Here is a 16,975-nt window from a genome sequence, read left to right on the forward strand (position 1 = left end):
CGATTTCTCTTACATGAGCTCGTGTGGGGGCCTTCATCCAGTCAGCAAATGACAGCCTTTCCGAAGGGCATTACGCTGACGTTCGATGGTTTCGCCTTTTTCCGTCCGACCCAGAGCGAAGCAATATTACAGCAGTTCTATGGCTCGTACATTCTATTAAGGCGACATGACTGACACCTGGACTGCGCTGCCACCCGCATGAAGGAGCGAGGTTTCACCGTGCGGCGCAGCAGCCGCAACTGTGCTTGGCAGCACCGTCCATTCCGTGCGATGTTGACCCTGTCCTTGGCTTCGGTTCGGTTCGGTCCGAATATAGTGATCGGGAATGGCAGCACCTTCGATGAACCAAAAAAATGGATGGTCCTGGGAATCTCTACGTCGGAACTATCTGACGATTCCTACTCTGTTGCGCTCGATACCCGTCGGTATCGTCATCGCAGCGGGGGTTCTCGCGACGACATGGACCCACACGCTTCTTAGTAACCACCAGGATATGGTCGTTCATACCTACGAGGCAATCGATACGACGAAGGATATCCTCATCGCTCTTGACGATGCAGAGACCGGGCAAAGGGGCTATCTGGTCAGCAGTGACCGGCAGTACCTCGCGCCCTACGAAAAAGCACTGGGCCGACTACAAACGCTGCGAGCCGATCTGCTGACCAGAATATCCGACAACAAGGTCCAAGTGACCAGGGTCAAGCAGCTCGGTGTGCTGATCGATAGAAAGCTGGGCGAATTAAGCCAATCCATCACGCTCCACGATACCGCTGATGCCGATGCCGCGCGTGCGCAGGAGAGCAAGTATATGGCAGAGGCGACGATGGATCGTATTCGCGACGTCATCGGCGACATTACCGTCCATGAACGCAGTTTGTTGCAGGTCCGGCAGGCTGAGGTTGAATCCGATGAACTTCGGATAAGGATCGTCGCTATCGCCATTGGACTGGCATCATTTCTGACGCGGGCTGGCGTCGAAATGTATCTGACAAGGACGCGACGATCGGAGCCGGAGGACGTAAAGCGGTCATGAGCACCGATGGCTCCGCGCAAAAACAGAGCCTCTGAACTAAAATCTTCGGCGTGCGTTATTCTGCTAAATTTGGGGAGTGGCAGGCATGAGAAGACCTTGGGTTCAGTGGCTTGCCTCCACTGGGACGCAGTTTTGCAGCATTGCCTTTTGCAGTTTTTTCGCAATCCAGACCGGGGCTTCGGCCGCAGATGACGCGCCGGCAATCCCTGTTACCGCCTACAAGGCGCAGATCGAAACCATCAATCGTGTCATCAATGGAATAGGCACCGTTTCTCCACTGCAAACCGTGACCGTGCGCCCTAGGATCGACGGTCAAGTCACAGAGATCGACTTCGTGGAGGGGCAAATGGTAGAGAAAGGCAGTGTCCTGCTCAAGCTCGACGACCGCGAACTTTCATCGGCCTTAGCTTCATCCAAGGCTAAAAAAGCGCAGGACGAGGCCCAACTCAGGAGCGCACGCACTGATGCACAGCGTTACGCGACATTGGCGGAAAAGGGCGTTGCTTCAGCGTCCACACTCGAACAGAAAACCGCAGCAAGCGAGCAATACGCTGCGGCGGTTCAGTATGATGAGGCGATGATCAAAAGCGCAGAGACACAGCTGGGCTTTGCCACGGTTATTGCGCCCATATCCGGACGAACCGGGTTCAAGCAAGTCGATGTCGGGAGTGTCGTCAGCGCAAGCTCGACGGATGGGATCGTCACGATTACGCAGATGGATCCGGTCGCGGTATCTTTCGTCGCACCGGGGGACACATTCGGCGAAATCCGCGAAGCACTGAATCGCAGTGTCGCTCAAGTGACGCTCGTCACGACCGATGGCACTCGCACCCTGGCGAAGGGCAAACTCACGACAATGGATAACGCCGTTGATGCCGCGAACGGCTCCATCCATCTCAGAGCGACATTCGACAATGCGGATGGCGCGTTATGGCCTGGATTACCTGTCGCGACCATTCTGACTGTCGAACAGAGACAGGGCGTCGTCGTGCCGGACAAGGCTCTCGCCCGAGGGCGGGACGGCCTCTACGCCTACGTCGTCGGTGCAGGCGACAAGGTTGAGAAACGTGCCGTCAAAACGGCGTTCGTGACGGCGGCGCGGGCGCTGGTAACCGATGGTATCCAAGAGGGCGAGCAGGTCGTCATGGACGGTCAATCGCGGATTGGTGACGGCATGAAAGTTTCGGTGACACCATGGACCGGATTGCCGACCGGCGAGCTTGCTGAGAAAGCCGCGCCATGACCGAGAACCATCCCCAAAGCGAAGCGAAGACCTCCGGTTTCTTCGACTTTTTTATCGTGCACCCGGTGGCAACAAGCCTGATCATGGCAGGCATCTTCCTCGTCGGTGCCATCTGTTATCCCTTCATGCCCGTCTCCGCGCTTCCCCAGATCGACTTCCCGACGGTCCAGATTGCCGCAAACCTTCCCGGCGCGTCGCCGGAGACGATGGCCTCGAGCGTTGCCCAGCCTATCGAGGAGGCTCTGTCGCGCGTCAGCGGCATTACCGAGATGACATCCAACAGTTCGCTTGGGACAACGTCGATTACCGTCCAGTTCGGGTTGGATCAGGATATCCAAACCGCAGCCAGTGATGTTCAGACGGCTATCAGCGAGGCGGCGGGACAACTCCCCAAAGACATGACCTCATTGCCGACTGTGCGCAAAGCGAACCCCGCCGATGCCCCGATCATGCAATTATCCGCCAGTTCCGATATTCTGACGCTGCCGCAACTCGATGAGTATATCGAGCGTAACGTCGCCTCCAAGATTGGCCAGGTTTCAGGGGTGGCCTTCGTCAATATTGGCGGCAAACAGAAACCCGCAATCAGGATTGCCGTCGATCCGGGTCGTCTTGCTCAGGCCGATGTGGCTTTGGAAGACGTCAGAGCGGCAATCGGCAATCTCAGCTTAAGTGCGCCGAAGGGCAACATTGATGACCCGACACGGACGTTTCCGATCTACACCAACGACCAGATCGGCAGTAGTGCCGAGTGGAACGACGCCGTCATCGCTTACCGCAACGGCGGCCCTGTCCGCATCCGCGATATAGGTCAAGCAACGGATGGTGCCGAAGATAACAAGATGGCCCATTGGACAAACGGCGAGCGCGGCATAGCGCTGGATGTTTTCCGCCAACCCGGCGCGAATGTCATTGCCGTTGTAAATGCCGTGAAGGAGCAGCTGCCAGCGCTACAGGCATCGCTGCCCAAATCCGTCAAACTTGAATTGGTGACCGACCGCACAACCACGATCAGGGCATCGGTCGATGACGTGCAGTTTACGCTGATGTTGACGATCGGCCTCGTCGTCGTCGTTATATTCCTGTTCCTGCGAAATGTTCGCGCGACCATCATTCCGGTTTTGACCTTACCGATCGCGCTCGTCGGCTCGCTGGCACCCATGTGGCTTCTCGGTTTCAGCCTCGATAATCTGTCTCTCATGGCGCTCGTCGTTGCAGTTGGGTTTGTCGTTGATGACGCAATCGTCATGCTCGAAAACATCTCGCGTCACATTGAGGATGGAGTCGAGCCACGCCAAGCGGCGTTGATAGGCGCAAGGGAAATTGGCTTTACGATTGTTTCAATCAGCCTTTCTCTGATTGCCGTCCTGATCCCTATCCTGCTGATGGGCGGCATCGTCGGTCGGCTGTTCCGAGAGTTTGCGGTAACGCTGACGGTTGCCATCATCATCTCAGCGATCGTGTCGCTGACACTCACGCCGATGCTTGCGTCGAAATTCATTCGACCAATAAAGGAAGATCAACGCGGACGTTTCTACAAAGCCGGTGAAGCTTTTTTCGATTATCTATCATCCCTTTACATGCGCAGTTTAAAGCCCGTAATCAGACATCGTTTCTTGACGTTGGGTGTCTTTCTCGCGACCATAGCTGCGACCGCCTACCTGTTCATTATCGCTCCGAAAGGCTTCTTCCCAGAGCAAGATACCGGTTTCATCGCCGGTCTGTCGCAGGCATCTCCAGACATCTCTTTCACTGAAATGGCCAAACTGCAGGAGCGGGTCAGTGAAATCATCATGAAAGACCCAGCTGTATACAGCGTGTTCATGGACGTGGGCGGCGGCAATGGCGGAAACGCCCTCAATGAGGGGCACGTCAATATAACGCTCAAGCCGCTGGAAGATCGGGACGCGAGCGCAAAAACGGTCATAGATCGGATCGGTACTGCTCTGAAGGCCCAGCAGGGCATCAAGCTCTTCATGCAGTCGGCGCAGGATATCAATATCGGAGCGCGTCCGGCGAAAACGCAGTACCAGTTTACGCTTCAGGATGCCGACATATCGGAACTGAGTGACTGGTCCGCCAAAGTCACAAGCAAGGTTCAAGGGCTTTCCGAACTGCGTGATGTCGGAAGTGATCAGCAGGCAGAGGCTCCCAATCTCACCATCAAAATCGACCGAGCTGCCGCAACGCTTTACGGCGTTCTTCCATCAACGATCGATGAGACCCTGTATGACGCGTTCGGGCAACGACAGGTGGCCTCCTTCTCAACCCAGACCGACACATTCCGTGTCGTCCTCGAAATTCTCCCCAGTCTGCAACGCGATATCGCGACGCTTGATCGACTATCCGTTCGCGCAAGCAATGGAACGCTCGTTCCACTTTCTGTCGTTGCCAAGTGGAGGACAGACGGCACTGCACCGGTATCGATTTCTCATCAGGGCCAATCCCCGGCAGTTACGATCTCCTTCAATCTTGCCCCCAACGTTGCGCTGGGCCAAGCCACGCAGGCAATTGAGACGACGGTGGCGGACATGCACCCTCCTGCATCTCTCCAGACGAGTTTTTCAGGCAGCGCAAAGGCGTTTAAGGATTCCTTGGGGACCATTCCCCTTCTAATCCTGGCATCGCTTGTGGTGGTCTACATCATTCTTGGTGTGCTCTACGAAAGCCTGATCCATCCGCTGACGATCCTGTCGACGTTACCATCTGCGGGGCTTGGTGCGCTGTTGGCTTTGCAGGTGGCGGGTTTCGATTTTGGCCTCGTGGCGATGATTGGCGTCATTCTTCTGATCGGCATCGTCAAAAAGAACGGGATCATGCTGGTCGATTTCGCGATCCAGGCCGAGCGGGACGAAGGGCTCAGCAGTGAGGACGCTATCTTGAAAGCCGCGCACATGCGGTTCAGGCCGATTCTAATGACGACCATGGCAGCACTCCTGGGAGGCTTGCCACTTGCCATCGGACACGGATCTGGGTCAGAACTGCGCCAACCGCTCGGATATGCGATCGTTGGTGGACTGTTGGTCAGCCAGTTATTGACCCTCTACACCACGCCGGTCATCTATCTTCTGCTTGATAAGCTTCGCCACCGCGATAGTGCGAATATTGAAGTTCAACCGGCGGCTTCACCGGCCGCATCTGCTTATCTGACGGACATCAATGCGACGCCATCTGTCGTCGCAACTGCGACCAGCTCATCATAGTTTAAGACAGTTCGATGCCCTGTCACATGATCAACCGAATGCGTCGCCGTGACGACAACAACGTCGGAGCCAGCGCGTTCACCAGCGAGAATTCCGGCGGGCGCATCCTCGAACACGAGGCAGTCGCGAGGATCAAACCCAAGCCTTTGAGCGCCAAGGCAATAACCTTCTGGGTCTGGCTTGCCGCTTACGACATCCTCGGCCGTGACGAGCACTTTCGGCAACGGAATTCCAACAGCCTCAAGGCGCAGTAGAGCCAGCTTTCGCGGTGCCGAAGTCACGATTGCCCAACGATCTGGGGGCAGTGATGACAGGAAGGCGCTAACGCCGGAAATGGCGAAGATGCCTTCGGTTGTCGACATTTCTTCCTCAAGCAACATCGTTGAATCTCTTGCGGCATCAACGCCGGGCAGGTTCAGTGCCGTGATCGCATCAATAGCCCGCACACCGTGGATTTTCGTCAACAGCTCGTCCGCATCGACACCACGCAGATGTGCCCAATTCCGCCAAACCTGCTCCACCAATGCGATGGAGTTGAGCAATGTGCCGTCCATGTCAAACAGAAAGGCGTTGTAGGTTTTCGTCAAGGGTATTGGTTGGCTACCGTCTGGCATGATCGTCTCAATGTCACTCGTTCATATCGATAGAAACTTAATTACGACGCATCCAGCCGCTGGCCGTTTTCATCGAAAAGATGGAAATCTTTTGAGGCGGCAGAAATGGCCAGCGTCTCGCCGATCTGGATACGCGAACGGCCGGGAACGCGGAAAACGATCACGGAGCCGTCGGAGAACGCGCCATGTACATAACTTTCCGCACCGACGAGTTCAACCGCATCCACCCGCACCTCTCCGCGAAATCCGCTTGTTGTAGCACTTGGATCCGCCACCGTGATATCTTCCGGGCGAATGCCGAGCGTGCGGGCATTGCCGGGAAGTGACGTGCTATCGGCCAGCGACCATCCGGCACCGGTCGCTTGCCCGGTAACATGTGGCAACAGGTTCATCGACGGCGAGCCGATGAAGGTGGCGACGAAAGTCGTGGCTGGGCGCTCATACAGGTCGATAGGGCTGCCGATCTGTTCGATCCGCCCGGCATTCAGCACCACCAGCCGGTCGGCCAGCGTCATGGCTTCCATCTGGTCGTGGGTGACATAGACGCTGGTCGTGGCAAGCGCCCGCTGAAGTCGGCGGATTTCGACGCGCATCTGCACCCGCAGCTTGGCGTCAAGGTTGGACAGTGGCTCATCGAACAGGAAGGCCGCAGGCTTACGAACGATGGCACGGCCCATCGCCACGCGCTGACGCTGTCCACCCGATAGTTGACGGGGTTTGCGGTCCAGAAACTGTTCGATCTCAAGCGCCTTGGCGGCTTCGTCGATGCGCCGGTCGATCTCCTCTTTCGGCGTGTTACGATTTTTCAAACCGTAGGAAAGATTTTGGCGCACGCTCATATGCGGATAGAGCGCATAATTCTGGAACACCATGGCAATGTCGCGTTCGGCCGGTTCCAGATCGTTGACGACCCGGTCTCCGATGGAAATCTCACCGCCGGAAATGCTTTCAAGCCCGGCAATCATCCGCAACAATGTCGATTTCCCACATCCCGACGGGCCGACCAGAACGATCAACTCGCCATCGGCAATATCCATTGATACTCCCTTGATGGCCTCGACAGAACCGCCATAGACCTTGCGGACATCCTTCAGGACAATTTTTGCCATTATTTTTCGGTCTCCACCAAGCCTTTGACGAACCAGCGCTGCATCAGCACGACGACGATAATAGGGGGAATGACAGCCAGGATCGCGGTGACCATCACGTAGTTCCAAGGGGTCGAGGCATCGGTGAAATCCACCATGCGCCTCAGACCGATGATGATCGTGTTCATCTTGGCGTCATTGGTGACCAGCAGCGGCCATAAATATTGGGTCCAGCCATAGATAAACAGGATCACGAAGAGCGCTGCGATGTTGGTCTTCGACAGCGGCAGAAGAATATCGCGCATGAAGCGGAACGGCCCGGCATTGTCGATACGCGCGGCTTCAACCATTTCCCCGGGTATGGTCAGAAAGAACTGCCTGAACAGGAAGGTCGCGGTGGCAGATGCCATCAACGGCAGGGTCAGTCCGGCATAGGTATCGATCAAGCCGAGATCGACGATGACCTTGTATGTCGGCAGGATGCGTACCTCGACCGGTAGCATCAGCGTGATGAATATCATCCAGAAGAAGCCCATGCGGAACGGAAAGCGGAAGAAGACAATCGCAAATGCCGAGAGAAACGAGATGACGATTTTGCCGATGGCGATTGCCAGCGCAACGACGAAGCTGTTGAACAGCAGCCGCTCAAGGCTGACGCCGACGACGCGCTCGACACCGGTGGACATGGCCTCACCGTAGTTCTCCGCCAGATCCCCGCCGGGCAGCAGCGACATGGGTGGACGGATGATGTCGTTGGAGGTCATCGATGACGCGATGAAGGTGTAGTAGATCGGGAAGGCGACGACGACGATGCCGAGGATCAGCATCAGATGTGCGACCAGCTTCGCGACGGGGCGATTTTCGATCATGGTCTCACCTCAGCCGTAATGCACGCGCTTTTCCACGAACCGAAACTGGAACGCGGTGAGCGCAATGACGATGATCATCAGAATGACGGATTGCGCCGCCGACGAGCCGAGGTTCAGGTTGACGAAACCGTCGTTGTAAACCTTGTAAACCAACGTTTCCGTGGCCTTGGCAGGACCGCCGCCGGTGACAGAATGGATGATGCCGAAGGTGTCGAAGAAGGCGTAGACGGTGTTGACGACCAGCAGGAAGAACGTCGTCGGCGCCAGAAGCGGAAAGACGATGGTCCAGAAACGGCGGCTCCCACGCGCACCATCAATGGAGGCCGCCTCAAGCAACGATTTCGGGATGGCCTGCAGACCGGCAACGAAGAACAGGAAATTGTAGCTGATCTGCTTCCAGGCAGCAGCAGCCACCACCAGCAACATTGCCTGATTGCCATCCAACAGCGGATCCCAATCGATACCGTTGCGGCGCAGCAGATAGGCGAATGTGCCCATCGCCGGGTTGAACATGAACAGCCAGAGCATGCCGGCAACTGCCGGAGCCACGGCATAGGGCATGATCATGAGCGTGCGATAAAAACCTTTGCCGCGCACGACCCGGTCAGCGGCGGTGGCCAACAAAAGCGCCAGCCCCATGGAGACGAGCGCTGTGAACAGACTGAAAACCACTGTCACTCGCAGCGCATGCAGATAGTTCGGGTCTGACAGGACCGCCGAAAAGTTCGCCATTCCAACGAAATTGCTGGAAAGCCCGAACGGATCTTCGCGCATCGTTGACTGGTAGAGCGCCTGGCTGGCTGGCCAGAAAAAGAACACGACTGTGAGAACGATCTGCGGAGCGACCAGCAAATACGGTAGGACTTTGTTGGGAAAGATAACGCTTTGCACGGCGATCTCCTGAACGGACGGACGGTTTCGCCCGCATCGTTACGATGCGGGCGAAGGAATTTCAGCTTTGTTATTTGCCGATTGCCTGCTGGATGGCTGCGTTGCCGCGTTCGACCGCCTTGTCGAGGGCGGCTTTCGCGTCCTGTTTGCCGGCCAGCATGGACTCGAATTCCTCGTTCATGATGTCGCGGACCTGCGGCAGGTTGACGAGGCGAACACCCTTGGAATTTTCCGTCGGCGGCTTGCCCATCATCTGCAACAGCGGCGTTTCACGACCCGGATTCTTGTCGTAGAAGCCGGATTTCTTGGTTTCATCGTAAGCCGCGATCGTCACCGGCATGTAGCCTGAGACCTGGTGCAGACGAGCCTGAATCTTGGTCTGCGAGAGGAAGTTGAAGAACTCCGCAACACCCTTATATTCGGCATCGCTCTTGCCACCAAACACCCACAGGCTGGCACCGCCGGGAATGGTGTTCTGCGGTCCGTGACCTTCGTAATAGGGCAGTTGGCCGATACCGTAATTCATGCCCGTCTTGACGATGTCGCCAAGCCCGCCGGAAGACTCGGTCAGGATACCGCATTCACCAGACATGAACAGCTGCTTGGCTTCGGATGTACGCCCGCCATACCGGAACACACCTTCCTTGGCGAGATCGGCGATTGTCTGAAAATGCTCAACGAACAAAGGCGCATTGAAGGCGAGCTTCACATCCGTGCTGCCGAGGCCGTTCTCATGGCTGCCGTAAGAGACGTTGTTCCAGGCGGCAAAGTTCTCCGTCTGAATCCATGTCAGCCATGTCGAGGTAAAGCCGCATGCGGAGGCACCGCTGCTCTTGATCTTGCGAGCGGCTGCAAAAACGTCCGGCCAGGTCTTTGGCGGGTTTGCCGGATCGAGCCCGGCTTTCTGGAACGTATCCTTGTTATAATAGAGGATCGGTGACGACGAATTATAGGGGAAGGACAGCATGGTGCCGTCGGGCTTGGAGTAATAAGCAACGATACCGGCCAAATATTTCGACTTGTCGAACTCGTATCCACCCGCCTTCAGCACATCCGCGGCTGGTTTGATGGCACCTTCCGCTCCCATCATCACGCCACTACCGGCATCGAATACCTGAATGATGGCCGGAGGCTGTTTGGCTCGGAAAGCGGCAATACCGGCATTCAGCGTTTCAGGATAGGTGCCCTTGAAGACCGGGACGATCTTATAGTCCTTCTGACCCTCGTTGAATTCCTTGGCCAGATTATCGACCACCTCGTTGTTGGCACCGGTCATGGCATGCCACCATTGAATTTCCGTGGCGGCGAAGGCGGTGGATGACATCAGCGCTGCAGCAGCGGTCGCGAAAATGGATGCGTAAAGGCGTTTCATACGTGTAGTTCCTCCCTTGATGCCGCCGGTGCTGTCTGCCCGGCTGGCTTGCCAACTCCGGAATCCTCCTCGATCCCGCATTTTCTCTTTCGTAGTCGATCATGGTCTCCATGAGCAATGACGAAAATAACTTTCACGCCTCAGCCTTGCCGGTCAACCCCGCGATACGACTAAGGTCATCAATGGCACCCGGTGCTGCGGCAATGACCGGGGCACCCTTGGTCAGTTTCTCACCCTCGGTTGGGAATGGGTGGAACCAGCCGCCTGCCTCCCGAACGAGACAAAAACCCGCCATGCAATCCCATGCGTGCATGTAAGGCTCGTAATACCCGACGAGCCGACCGGCGGCGACATAGGCCAGCATCAGCGCGCCGGAGCCGTTGCGGATGAAATTGCCGCCTGAAGACAGCAGGTCCTCGATCATGCTCGCAACGAAAGCTGGCGTCACGTAATTATTGGCACCGATACCGGTGACCGAATTGCTTATGGTGCGTGTGCTGTCGAGCGTCAGCGCTTTACCATTCAACGTCGCGCCCATGCCCAGAGCACTGCTGTAGATTTCGCTGTGACACGGCGCATTGATAACACCGACCACGGGTTCGCCACCGCTGATTACCGCAATCGAAACACACCAGTTTGGCATGCCGTTGACGAAGGGGCTGGTGCCATCGATGGGATCGACCACCCAGGTAAACGAAGATGTACCGGCAATCAGACCGTATTCCTCACCCAGAAATCCGTCTTCGGGAAACGCCTGCGCAACACGGTCGCGAATGAGGTTTTCGACTTCGCGGTCGGCAATCGACACCACGTCTTGCGGGTCACGCTTGGTCTCGATCACCAGTGCATCGCGGTTGTTGAAATAATCGAGCGCCTTGGCACCCGCTTCCAGCGCCATCTCCTGTGCCAGCGTCAGCCGGGCCTCGATATCCTGTTGTGTGGATTGCATGAATGGATCTCTCAAAACTAAGGACTATTGTGAAATGATGGCGATGCCGCGCTCTTTGAAGCCAATCGCGACTTCCGTTGCAGGATTGATCGGCCTCTCCACCGAAGGATCGACAATGAATAGCGCACCTGCATCCGTCTCGACTTCATATTCGATGTGGTCACCGAGATAGGCGGCGCTGGTAATTCGTCCGCGAAACTCCGCTTTCGTCGCTGGCGAGAGAGTGACGGAATTTGGTCGCACCGCCAGTTGTCCGGGGCCGGGCCTGACGCCGCGGCTCGGCACGCGGTGCACCAAATCCTGCACGCGAATGACGGCTTGATCACCTTCGATGCCCAGAACCGTGCAAGGCACGACATTGGCCTCGCCCATGAAATCGGCGATGAAGGCCGACGCCGGGCTTTCGTAAAGATCGCGTGGCGATCCTTCCTGGGCGACGTACCCATCCTTCATGACGATGATGCGATCCGAGACGGCCAGAGCCTCGTCCTGATCGTGGGTGACATAAACGGCGGTGAACTGCAAACGCTGCTGCAACTCGCGAATTTCGGTGCGCACGCGGCGGCGAAGACGCGCATCGAGATTGGACAGCGGCTCATCCAGCAGCAGCACCTGCGGCTCTAAAACCAGCGCGCGAGCAACAGCGACGCGCTGTTGCTGACCACCGGACAACTCGGCCGGAAGCCGTTGTCCCATACCAGCAAGACCCACGAGTTCGAGGCCGTTTTCCGCCTTCTGCCGCGCTTCTTTGCGGCTGAGACCGGAGGATTCGAGCCCGTAAGCCACGTTGTCCAGCGAACTCATATGTGGAAAGAGCGCATAGGACTGGAAAACCATCGAGACATCGCGCTCGTTGGCGGGCAGCATGGTAACATCCTTGCCGCCGATCAAAATGCGACCGGAGGTTGGGTGTTCCAGGCCAGCCAGCATGCGCAGTGTGGTGGTCTTGCCGCAGCCGGATGGCCCCAGCAATGTCACGAGCGTGCCGGGTTCGATGGTCAGCGACAGATCGTGGATGGCGGTAAAGGCACCGAACTGCTTGCGGATATTTTCAAGGACGACCGAGCCGGGACGGTGGTTCATGTGGCTTTCTCCTGCGTGGCAGCGGTTGCAATCGGGGCTGAGATGGGGCTTGCCGCGGTGGCGGCGATGCCGTGGACGCGGTTTTCGCGGCGCAATCTGCGTTCACCGACCAGCAACTGGAAGCCGGTGATCACGGTAATCATCACCACGATCAGCATGGATGAATAGGCAATGGCGACGCCGTACTCGCCGTTCTCTACCAAGCCAACGATATAGGATGTCGCCATGTTGTATTGCGCGCTGACGAGGAAGATCACGGCGCTTATGGAGGTGATGGCGCGTACGAATGAATACACAAGCGCAGCGGTGATGGCGGGGCGCAGCAGCGGCAAAATGACCTTGCGGATGGTGCGGAAACTGTTGGCACGCAGCGTCATCGACGCTTCATCCAGGCTCTTGTCGAGCTGGCTCATGGCCGCGATGCCGCCACGCACACCAACCGGCATATTGCGGAACACGAAGCAGGCGACGAGGATCAGCGCCGTGCCGGTCATTTCCAGCGGTGGCAGGTTGAAGGCCATGATGTAGCTGATGCCGATGACCGTGCCGGGAATGGCAAAGCTCATCATCAGCGCGAATTCGAACAGCCCTCGTCCGGCAAACTTCTGCCGCACGATGACATAGGCCGTCGCCAGACCTACGGCGGCCGTCAATGGTGCGGAAATCAGTGCGATCTCCATCGTCGTCCAGAACGAGTTCCAGGCAACGCCCGTCCAGGCAATGCCGCCATCGCGGATACTGAACGAAAAGGCACGCGCGTAGTGGTCCAGCGTCAGCGAATTGTCCAGACCCCAGGTTTTGACGAAGCCGCCGAAGGCAATCATGCCGTAAACCACTACGGTGAAGATCATCCATGGAATGACCAGTGCATGGACAAAGATGGACAGTGATTTCGGCAGCGCGATATGCGATCCGGAATCCCCTTTACCTGTGACGGTGGCGAAATTCTTTCCAGCCAGCCAGAAGCGTTGCGCCAGAAAGGCAGAGAGCGTGAAGCACAGAAGAATGAGGGCGAGCACAGCGGCACGCGATGGATCGTTCTGCGAGCCAACAACGGCAAAGAATATCTCCGTCGATAGCACGCCATGGCTGCCGCCCAGCACCAGCGGATTGCCGAAATCCGCCATGCTTTCGATGAAGCCGATCAGGAAGGCATTAGCCAATCCGGGCTTCATCAGCGGCAGCGAGACGCGCCAGAAGGTGCGCCAGCGATCCGCACGCAGCGTCTGCGATGCTTCCTCCATTGATGGGCTGACGCCTTCGACAACGCCAATCAGCACCAGAAACGAGATCGGCGTAAACGACAGTACCTGAGCAATCCAGATGCCGGTCAGGCCGTAGAGCCAGCGGCTGGGTTCAATTCCGAAGAGGTCTGAAAGCCCCATCGTCACCATTCCGGCGCGCCCGAACAGCAGCGTCAGCGCCAGACCGATCACAAAAGGCGGCGTGATGATCGGCAACACGGTCAGCAAACGCAAGCCCTTCTTGAACGGAAAGCGGGTGCGGGTGGCGACAAGCGCAAATGCGAGACCAAGCAACGTCGATCCCGTCGCGGTCATGATCGCTAGCCATAGGGTGCGCCAGGCCAGACCGCAGCGATCTCCTCCGATCACGCAACTCAAGCTCCAGATGGACGGATCCTGAATGTTGCGCGCGAAACCCGTTGCATTAAACGAGCCGTCGAAATCCTGAAACCCACCGACGAACATGCTGCCGATCGGATAAAAGACGAAGATCGCCACCAGAAAAACCAGCAGTGATATGGTGGCAACCACGAAGGCATCGCCCTTCATGACACCGCGTTCCGCAAGACCGAACGAAAAGATAAGCACGAAGAGAAAGGCCGACAGCATGGCCCCCGCGCCCATCGCCGGCTGACCATTGGCAAGCGTGCCGAACAGGGTTTCGGTGATTGTCCAGTTCCATCCAGAAAAGCCGATTGCTAGGCCTTGTAGCGCCAGAAAGACCACACCTGTACCACCTGCCAGGGCGAGGATTTTTCCGCGTAGCATGGGATTGGCAATGAACCGCGCAGCGATTGCGGCCAGCAGCGCCAACAGCGCAACCACGAGCCATAACCGTCCATGGCTGAAAATCTGCAACAGGCCGGGGCCATTGGCGGCGTCGCTGAAGAAAGCAGCAATCCATTTGAATGACAGAAAGCCGCCTTCGATCCGGTACCATGGCAGGATGAGGAACGCTGCAATGCCAGCAGCAAGCGTCAGGTCCAGCCTTCGGTTGCGATTGTCCATAGCGGTCGCGCATCCTTCGATGTCAATTGAGCACAATGTCGGGAGATGCGCGGCCACAGATCAGGGCCGCGCAGTGATGCTATTGTGAACAGCAATTAGTTGGCTTTGGCACCGATCTCGGTGTCCCAGCGGCCCAGCAGTTCTTTGCGCTTTTCAGGATCGCCATAGGTCTTGAAGTCGTAATCGATCAACTTGATATCCTCGAACTTCGGTGCCTCTTTGGGAATTTCGGCATTCTTGTTCGAGGGCAGCTGGAAGGACTTGGCGTCCTTCATATGCGACTGCACCTCTGCCTTCAGCGCCCAGTCATACCAGATCTTGGCATTTTCCAGATTGCGCGCACCCTTGACGATCGACATCGAGCCGATCTCGTAGCCTGTGCCTTCGCAAGGCGCGATCGACTTGACCGGGAAACCTTCGGCTGTCTGCGCAACGGCATCATGCATGAAGACGATGCCGATTGCCGTTTCACCGCGCGCCGCAGCCTTTACCGGTGCGGAACCGGACTTTGTATATTGGGAAATATTGGCGTTGAGCTTACCGAGATAGTCGAACGCCTTGTCCTCACCCATGATCTGGGCCAGCGAAGCGAGTGCCGTATAAGCAGTCCCCGACGAATTCGGATTGGCGATCTGGATCTCGCCCTTGAAGGCAGGATCGAGAAGATCGGCCCAGCATTTGGGCTCCTTGTATCCCTTGGTCTTGAAAATTTCGGTGTTGTAGCCCCAGCCAAGAGCACCAGCGTAAACGCCGACCGTCCTGTAGCCTGAGCTTTCCGCCTGCTTCCTTGCCCAGTCCTGCAACTGATCGAGCATGGGCGACTTGTATTCCAGCGTCAGGTTTTCCGATGCGGCCTGGAGATGCGGATCACCCGTTCCTGCCCACCAGACGTCGGTCTTGGGGTTGCGAGCCTCGGCGCGGATCTTGGCATAGGTCTCGCCGGACGACAGGCGGACCATATTAACCTTGATGCTGTTGTCCTTCTCGAACATATCCTTCATCTGCTCGCAGATGACCACGTCGGCCGAGCAGATGAGATTCAGATCGCCAGCCGCCAGAGCCGTCGATGCACTAAAGGCTAGACCAGCCGCAAAGCCAGCCGCTGCAAGATGCGCTGCACCCATGATTATTCCTCCCGTTTTGGAATGACGCCTCCACGCCATACGCTTTGCAAGCGTGTGCAAAGACTTGATGATCATGGCTGCAATGTCAACCAATAATCTGCGATATCGCTAATTTTGGGGGTATAAGCTTGTCATCACCCTGTTGCACACAGTTGCAATGATGTGCAATGAATGCACAAGCGAGGTTGTGATGGGTGAGCGTAAGATTTTTGTCAGTGCCAAGGATGTCGCAGACCGCGCAGGCGTTTCACGCTCAGCGGTGTCGCGAACATTTACCGCGGGTGCCAGTGTTTCGGAAGAAACTCGCCGCAAGGTGACAGAGGCGGCAGAGGCGCTTGGTTATCACGTTAACCACCTCGCCCGTGGGCTGATGCGCAACGAAAGCGTCATCGTCTGTTTAATCGTGTCTGAACTCGATACGCCCTACCGCGCCGGGTTGATCAAGGCTCTGACCCAGCAGTTGCAGGCCAATGCAAAGGTTGCGATGCTGATCAATACTGACCGCTCGGATGACAGCGTCGAGCTGGCACTGCGGCAAGCCATTCGCTACCGTGCCGATGCCTCGATCATTCTTTCGGGCATGCCGGACAAGTCGATCACCGACCTCTGTCTGCGCAATGGTCAAAGACTTGTGCTGATCAACCGCGCCGATGAACAGGCCGGTCCGTTGCGCATCAATCTTGACGACCGGGAAGCGGCGCGGCGCGCCTTTACCGCTTTCCTACGCGCCGGTTGCCGCGAGTTCGGATTTGCCAATTCGCAGGCGATGACCCCAAGTCTGATGGCGCGTGAAGAAGGCTTTGTGGCCGCCGGTCTTGAACACGGCATTGTGGTCAGCGTCGAACGGTTCGGCCCGACCTCATACCAGAGCGGCACTGTTCTGGCACAACGCTTCATGACTCGCGCCAAGCGACCGGATGCCGTGTTCTGCGCCACCGATCTTCTGGCCTGCGGCTTCATGGATTCCGCCCGCCACCAGTTCAAGATCGATATCCCGTCAGAACTCTGCGTCATCGGCTTCGACGACATCGAGCAAGCATCTTGGGAATCCTATGACATGACGACATTTGCGCAGCCGGTACAGGTCATCGCCCGTGAGGCTGTTGCGTGGCTCAGCCAGTCGGCGGAGCCGGCAGATGCGAAGCACCTTTCCAAACTGGCACCGGAATTGATATGGCGCGGATCGGTGCGCGGAAAGTAAATCTGAAACTTCGTGCTGACCGAGAAACCAGGTCAACAACCGCTATCAGCTCA

General features: G+C 57.1%; 13 protein-coding genes. 4 read left to right on the forward strand and 9 right to left on the reverse strand.

Going from position 1 to position 16,975, the window contains the following annotated elements; all coding sequences use genetic code 11:
• Positions 1–340 precede the first annotated feature (340 nt).
• The 3 genes from CPJ18_RS16200 (at position 341) to CPJ18_RS16210 (ending at position 5,479) form a co-directional block, all read left to right on the forward strand.
• Entirely contained in the window at positions 341–1,033 is a 693-nt protein-coding gene (locus tag CPJ18_RS16200; protein WP_167397923.1) for a CHASE3 domain-containing protein, read from the forward strand.
• A gap of 85 nt (positions 1,034–1,118) precedes the next feature.
• Positions 1,119–2,276, forward strand: a complete 1,158-nt coding sequence (locus tag CPJ18_RS16205; protein WP_103659386.1) for an efflux RND transporter periplasmic adaptor subunit — start codon at positions 1,119–1,121, stop codon at positions 2,274–2,276.
• Positions 2,273–5,479, forward strand: a complete 3,207-nt coding sequence (locus CPJ18_RS16210; protein ID WP_103659387.1) for an efflux RND transporter permease subunit — start codon at positions 2,273–2,275, stop codon at positions 5,477–5,479. The genes CPJ18_RS16205 and CPJ18_RS16210 overlap by 4 nt, the downstream gene beginning before the upstream one ends.
• Here the strand turns inward: CPJ18_RS16210 and CPJ18_RS16215 are convergent.
• The 9 genes from CPJ18_RS16215 to CPJ18_RS16255 all read right to left on the reverse strand — a co-directional run bounded on the left by CPJ18_RS16215 (position 5,419) and on the right by CPJ18_RS16255 (position 15,721).
• Complete coding sequence (locus CPJ18_RS16215; RefSeq protein ID WP_103659388.1) at positions 5,419–6,093, reverse strand: HAD family hydrolase; 675 nt, start codon at positions 6,091–6,093, stop codon at positions 5,419–5,421. The two genes, CPJ18_RS16210 and CPJ18_RS16215, sit on opposite strands and share 61 nt — an antisense overlap.
• A gap of 41 nt (positions 6,094–6,134) precedes the next feature.
• On the reverse strand, positions 6,135–7,202 hold the full coding sequence (locus CPJ18_RS16220; protein ID WP_103659389.1) for a sn-glycerol-3-phosphate import ATP-binding protein UgpC: 1,068 nt from the start codon (positions 7,200–7,202) through the stop codon (positions 6,135–6,137).
• Positions 7,202–8,050 (reverse strand): sn-glycerol-3-phosphate ABC transporter permease UgpE, encoded by an 849-nt coding sequence (ugpE, locus tag CPJ18_RS16225; RefSeq protein WP_103659390.1) that lies wholly within the window; start codon positions 8,048–8,050, stop codon positions 7,202–7,204. The genes CPJ18_RS16220 and ugpE overlap by 1 nt, the downstream gene beginning before the upstream one ends.
• A gap of 9 nt (positions 8,051–8,059) precedes the next feature.
• Positions 8,060–8,941 (reverse strand): sn-glycerol-3-phosphate ABC transporter permease UgpA, encoded by an 882-nt coding sequence (ugpA, locus tag CPJ18_RS16230; protein ID WP_045232773.1) that lies wholly within the window; start codon positions 8,939–8,941, stop codon positions 8,060–8,062.
• Between the two features lie 70 nt (positions 8,942–9,011).
• Positions 9,012–10,313 carry a sn-glycerol-3-phosphate ABC transporter substrate-binding protein UgpB gene (ugpB, locus tag CPJ18_RS16235; protein ID WP_077122145.1) on the reverse strand — a complete coding sequence of 434 codons (1,302 nt, stop codon included), beginning with the start codon at positions 10,311–10,313 and terminating at the stop codon, positions 9,012–9,014.
• 133 nt (positions 10,314–10,446) lie between these two features.
• Entirely contained in the window at positions 10,447–11,262 is an 816-nt protein-coding gene (locus tag CPJ18_RS16240) for an inositol monophosphatase family protein (RefSeq protein ID WP_103659391.1), read from the reverse strand.
• A 24-nt stretch (positions 11,263–11,286) separates the two neighbouring features.
• The gene (locus tag CPJ18_RS16245) at positions 11,287–12,345 is read right to left on the reverse strand and encodes an ABC transporter ATP-binding protein (RefSeq protein WP_103585759.1); all 1,059 of its coding nucleotides are present in this window, start codon (positions 12,343–12,345) and stop codon (positions 11,287–11,289) included.
• Positions 12,342–14,597, reverse strand: a complete 2,256-nt coding sequence (locus CPJ18_RS16250; protein WP_103659392.1) for an ABC transporter permease — start codon at positions 14,595–14,597, stop codon at positions 12,342–12,344. Before CPJ18_RS16250 ends, CPJ18_RS16245 begins: the two co-directional genes overlap by 4 nt.
• A gap of 95 nt (positions 14,598–14,692) precedes the next feature.
• Entirely contained in the window at positions 14,693–15,721 is a 1,029-nt protein-coding gene (locus CPJ18_RS16255) for an ABC transporter substrate-binding protein (protein WP_103659686.1), read from the reverse strand.
• Between the two features lie 190 nt (positions 15,722–15,911).
• On the opposite strand from CPJ18_RS16255, the gene CPJ18_RS16260 reads away from it, so the two are divergent.
• The gene (locus CPJ18_RS16260) at positions 15,912–16,922 is read left to right on the forward strand and encodes a LacI family DNA-binding transcriptional regulator (protein ID WP_103659687.1); all 1,011 of its coding nucleotides are present in this window, start codon (positions 15,912–15,914) and stop codon (positions 16,920–16,922) included.
• Positions 16,923–16,975 lie beyond the last annotated feature (53 nt).

The organism is Agrobacterium rosae (assembly GCF_002915175.1).
Taxonomy (GTDB): domain Bacteria; phylum Pseudomonadota; class Alphaproteobacteria; order Rhizobiales; family Rhizobiaceae; genus Agrobacterium; species Agrobacterium rosae.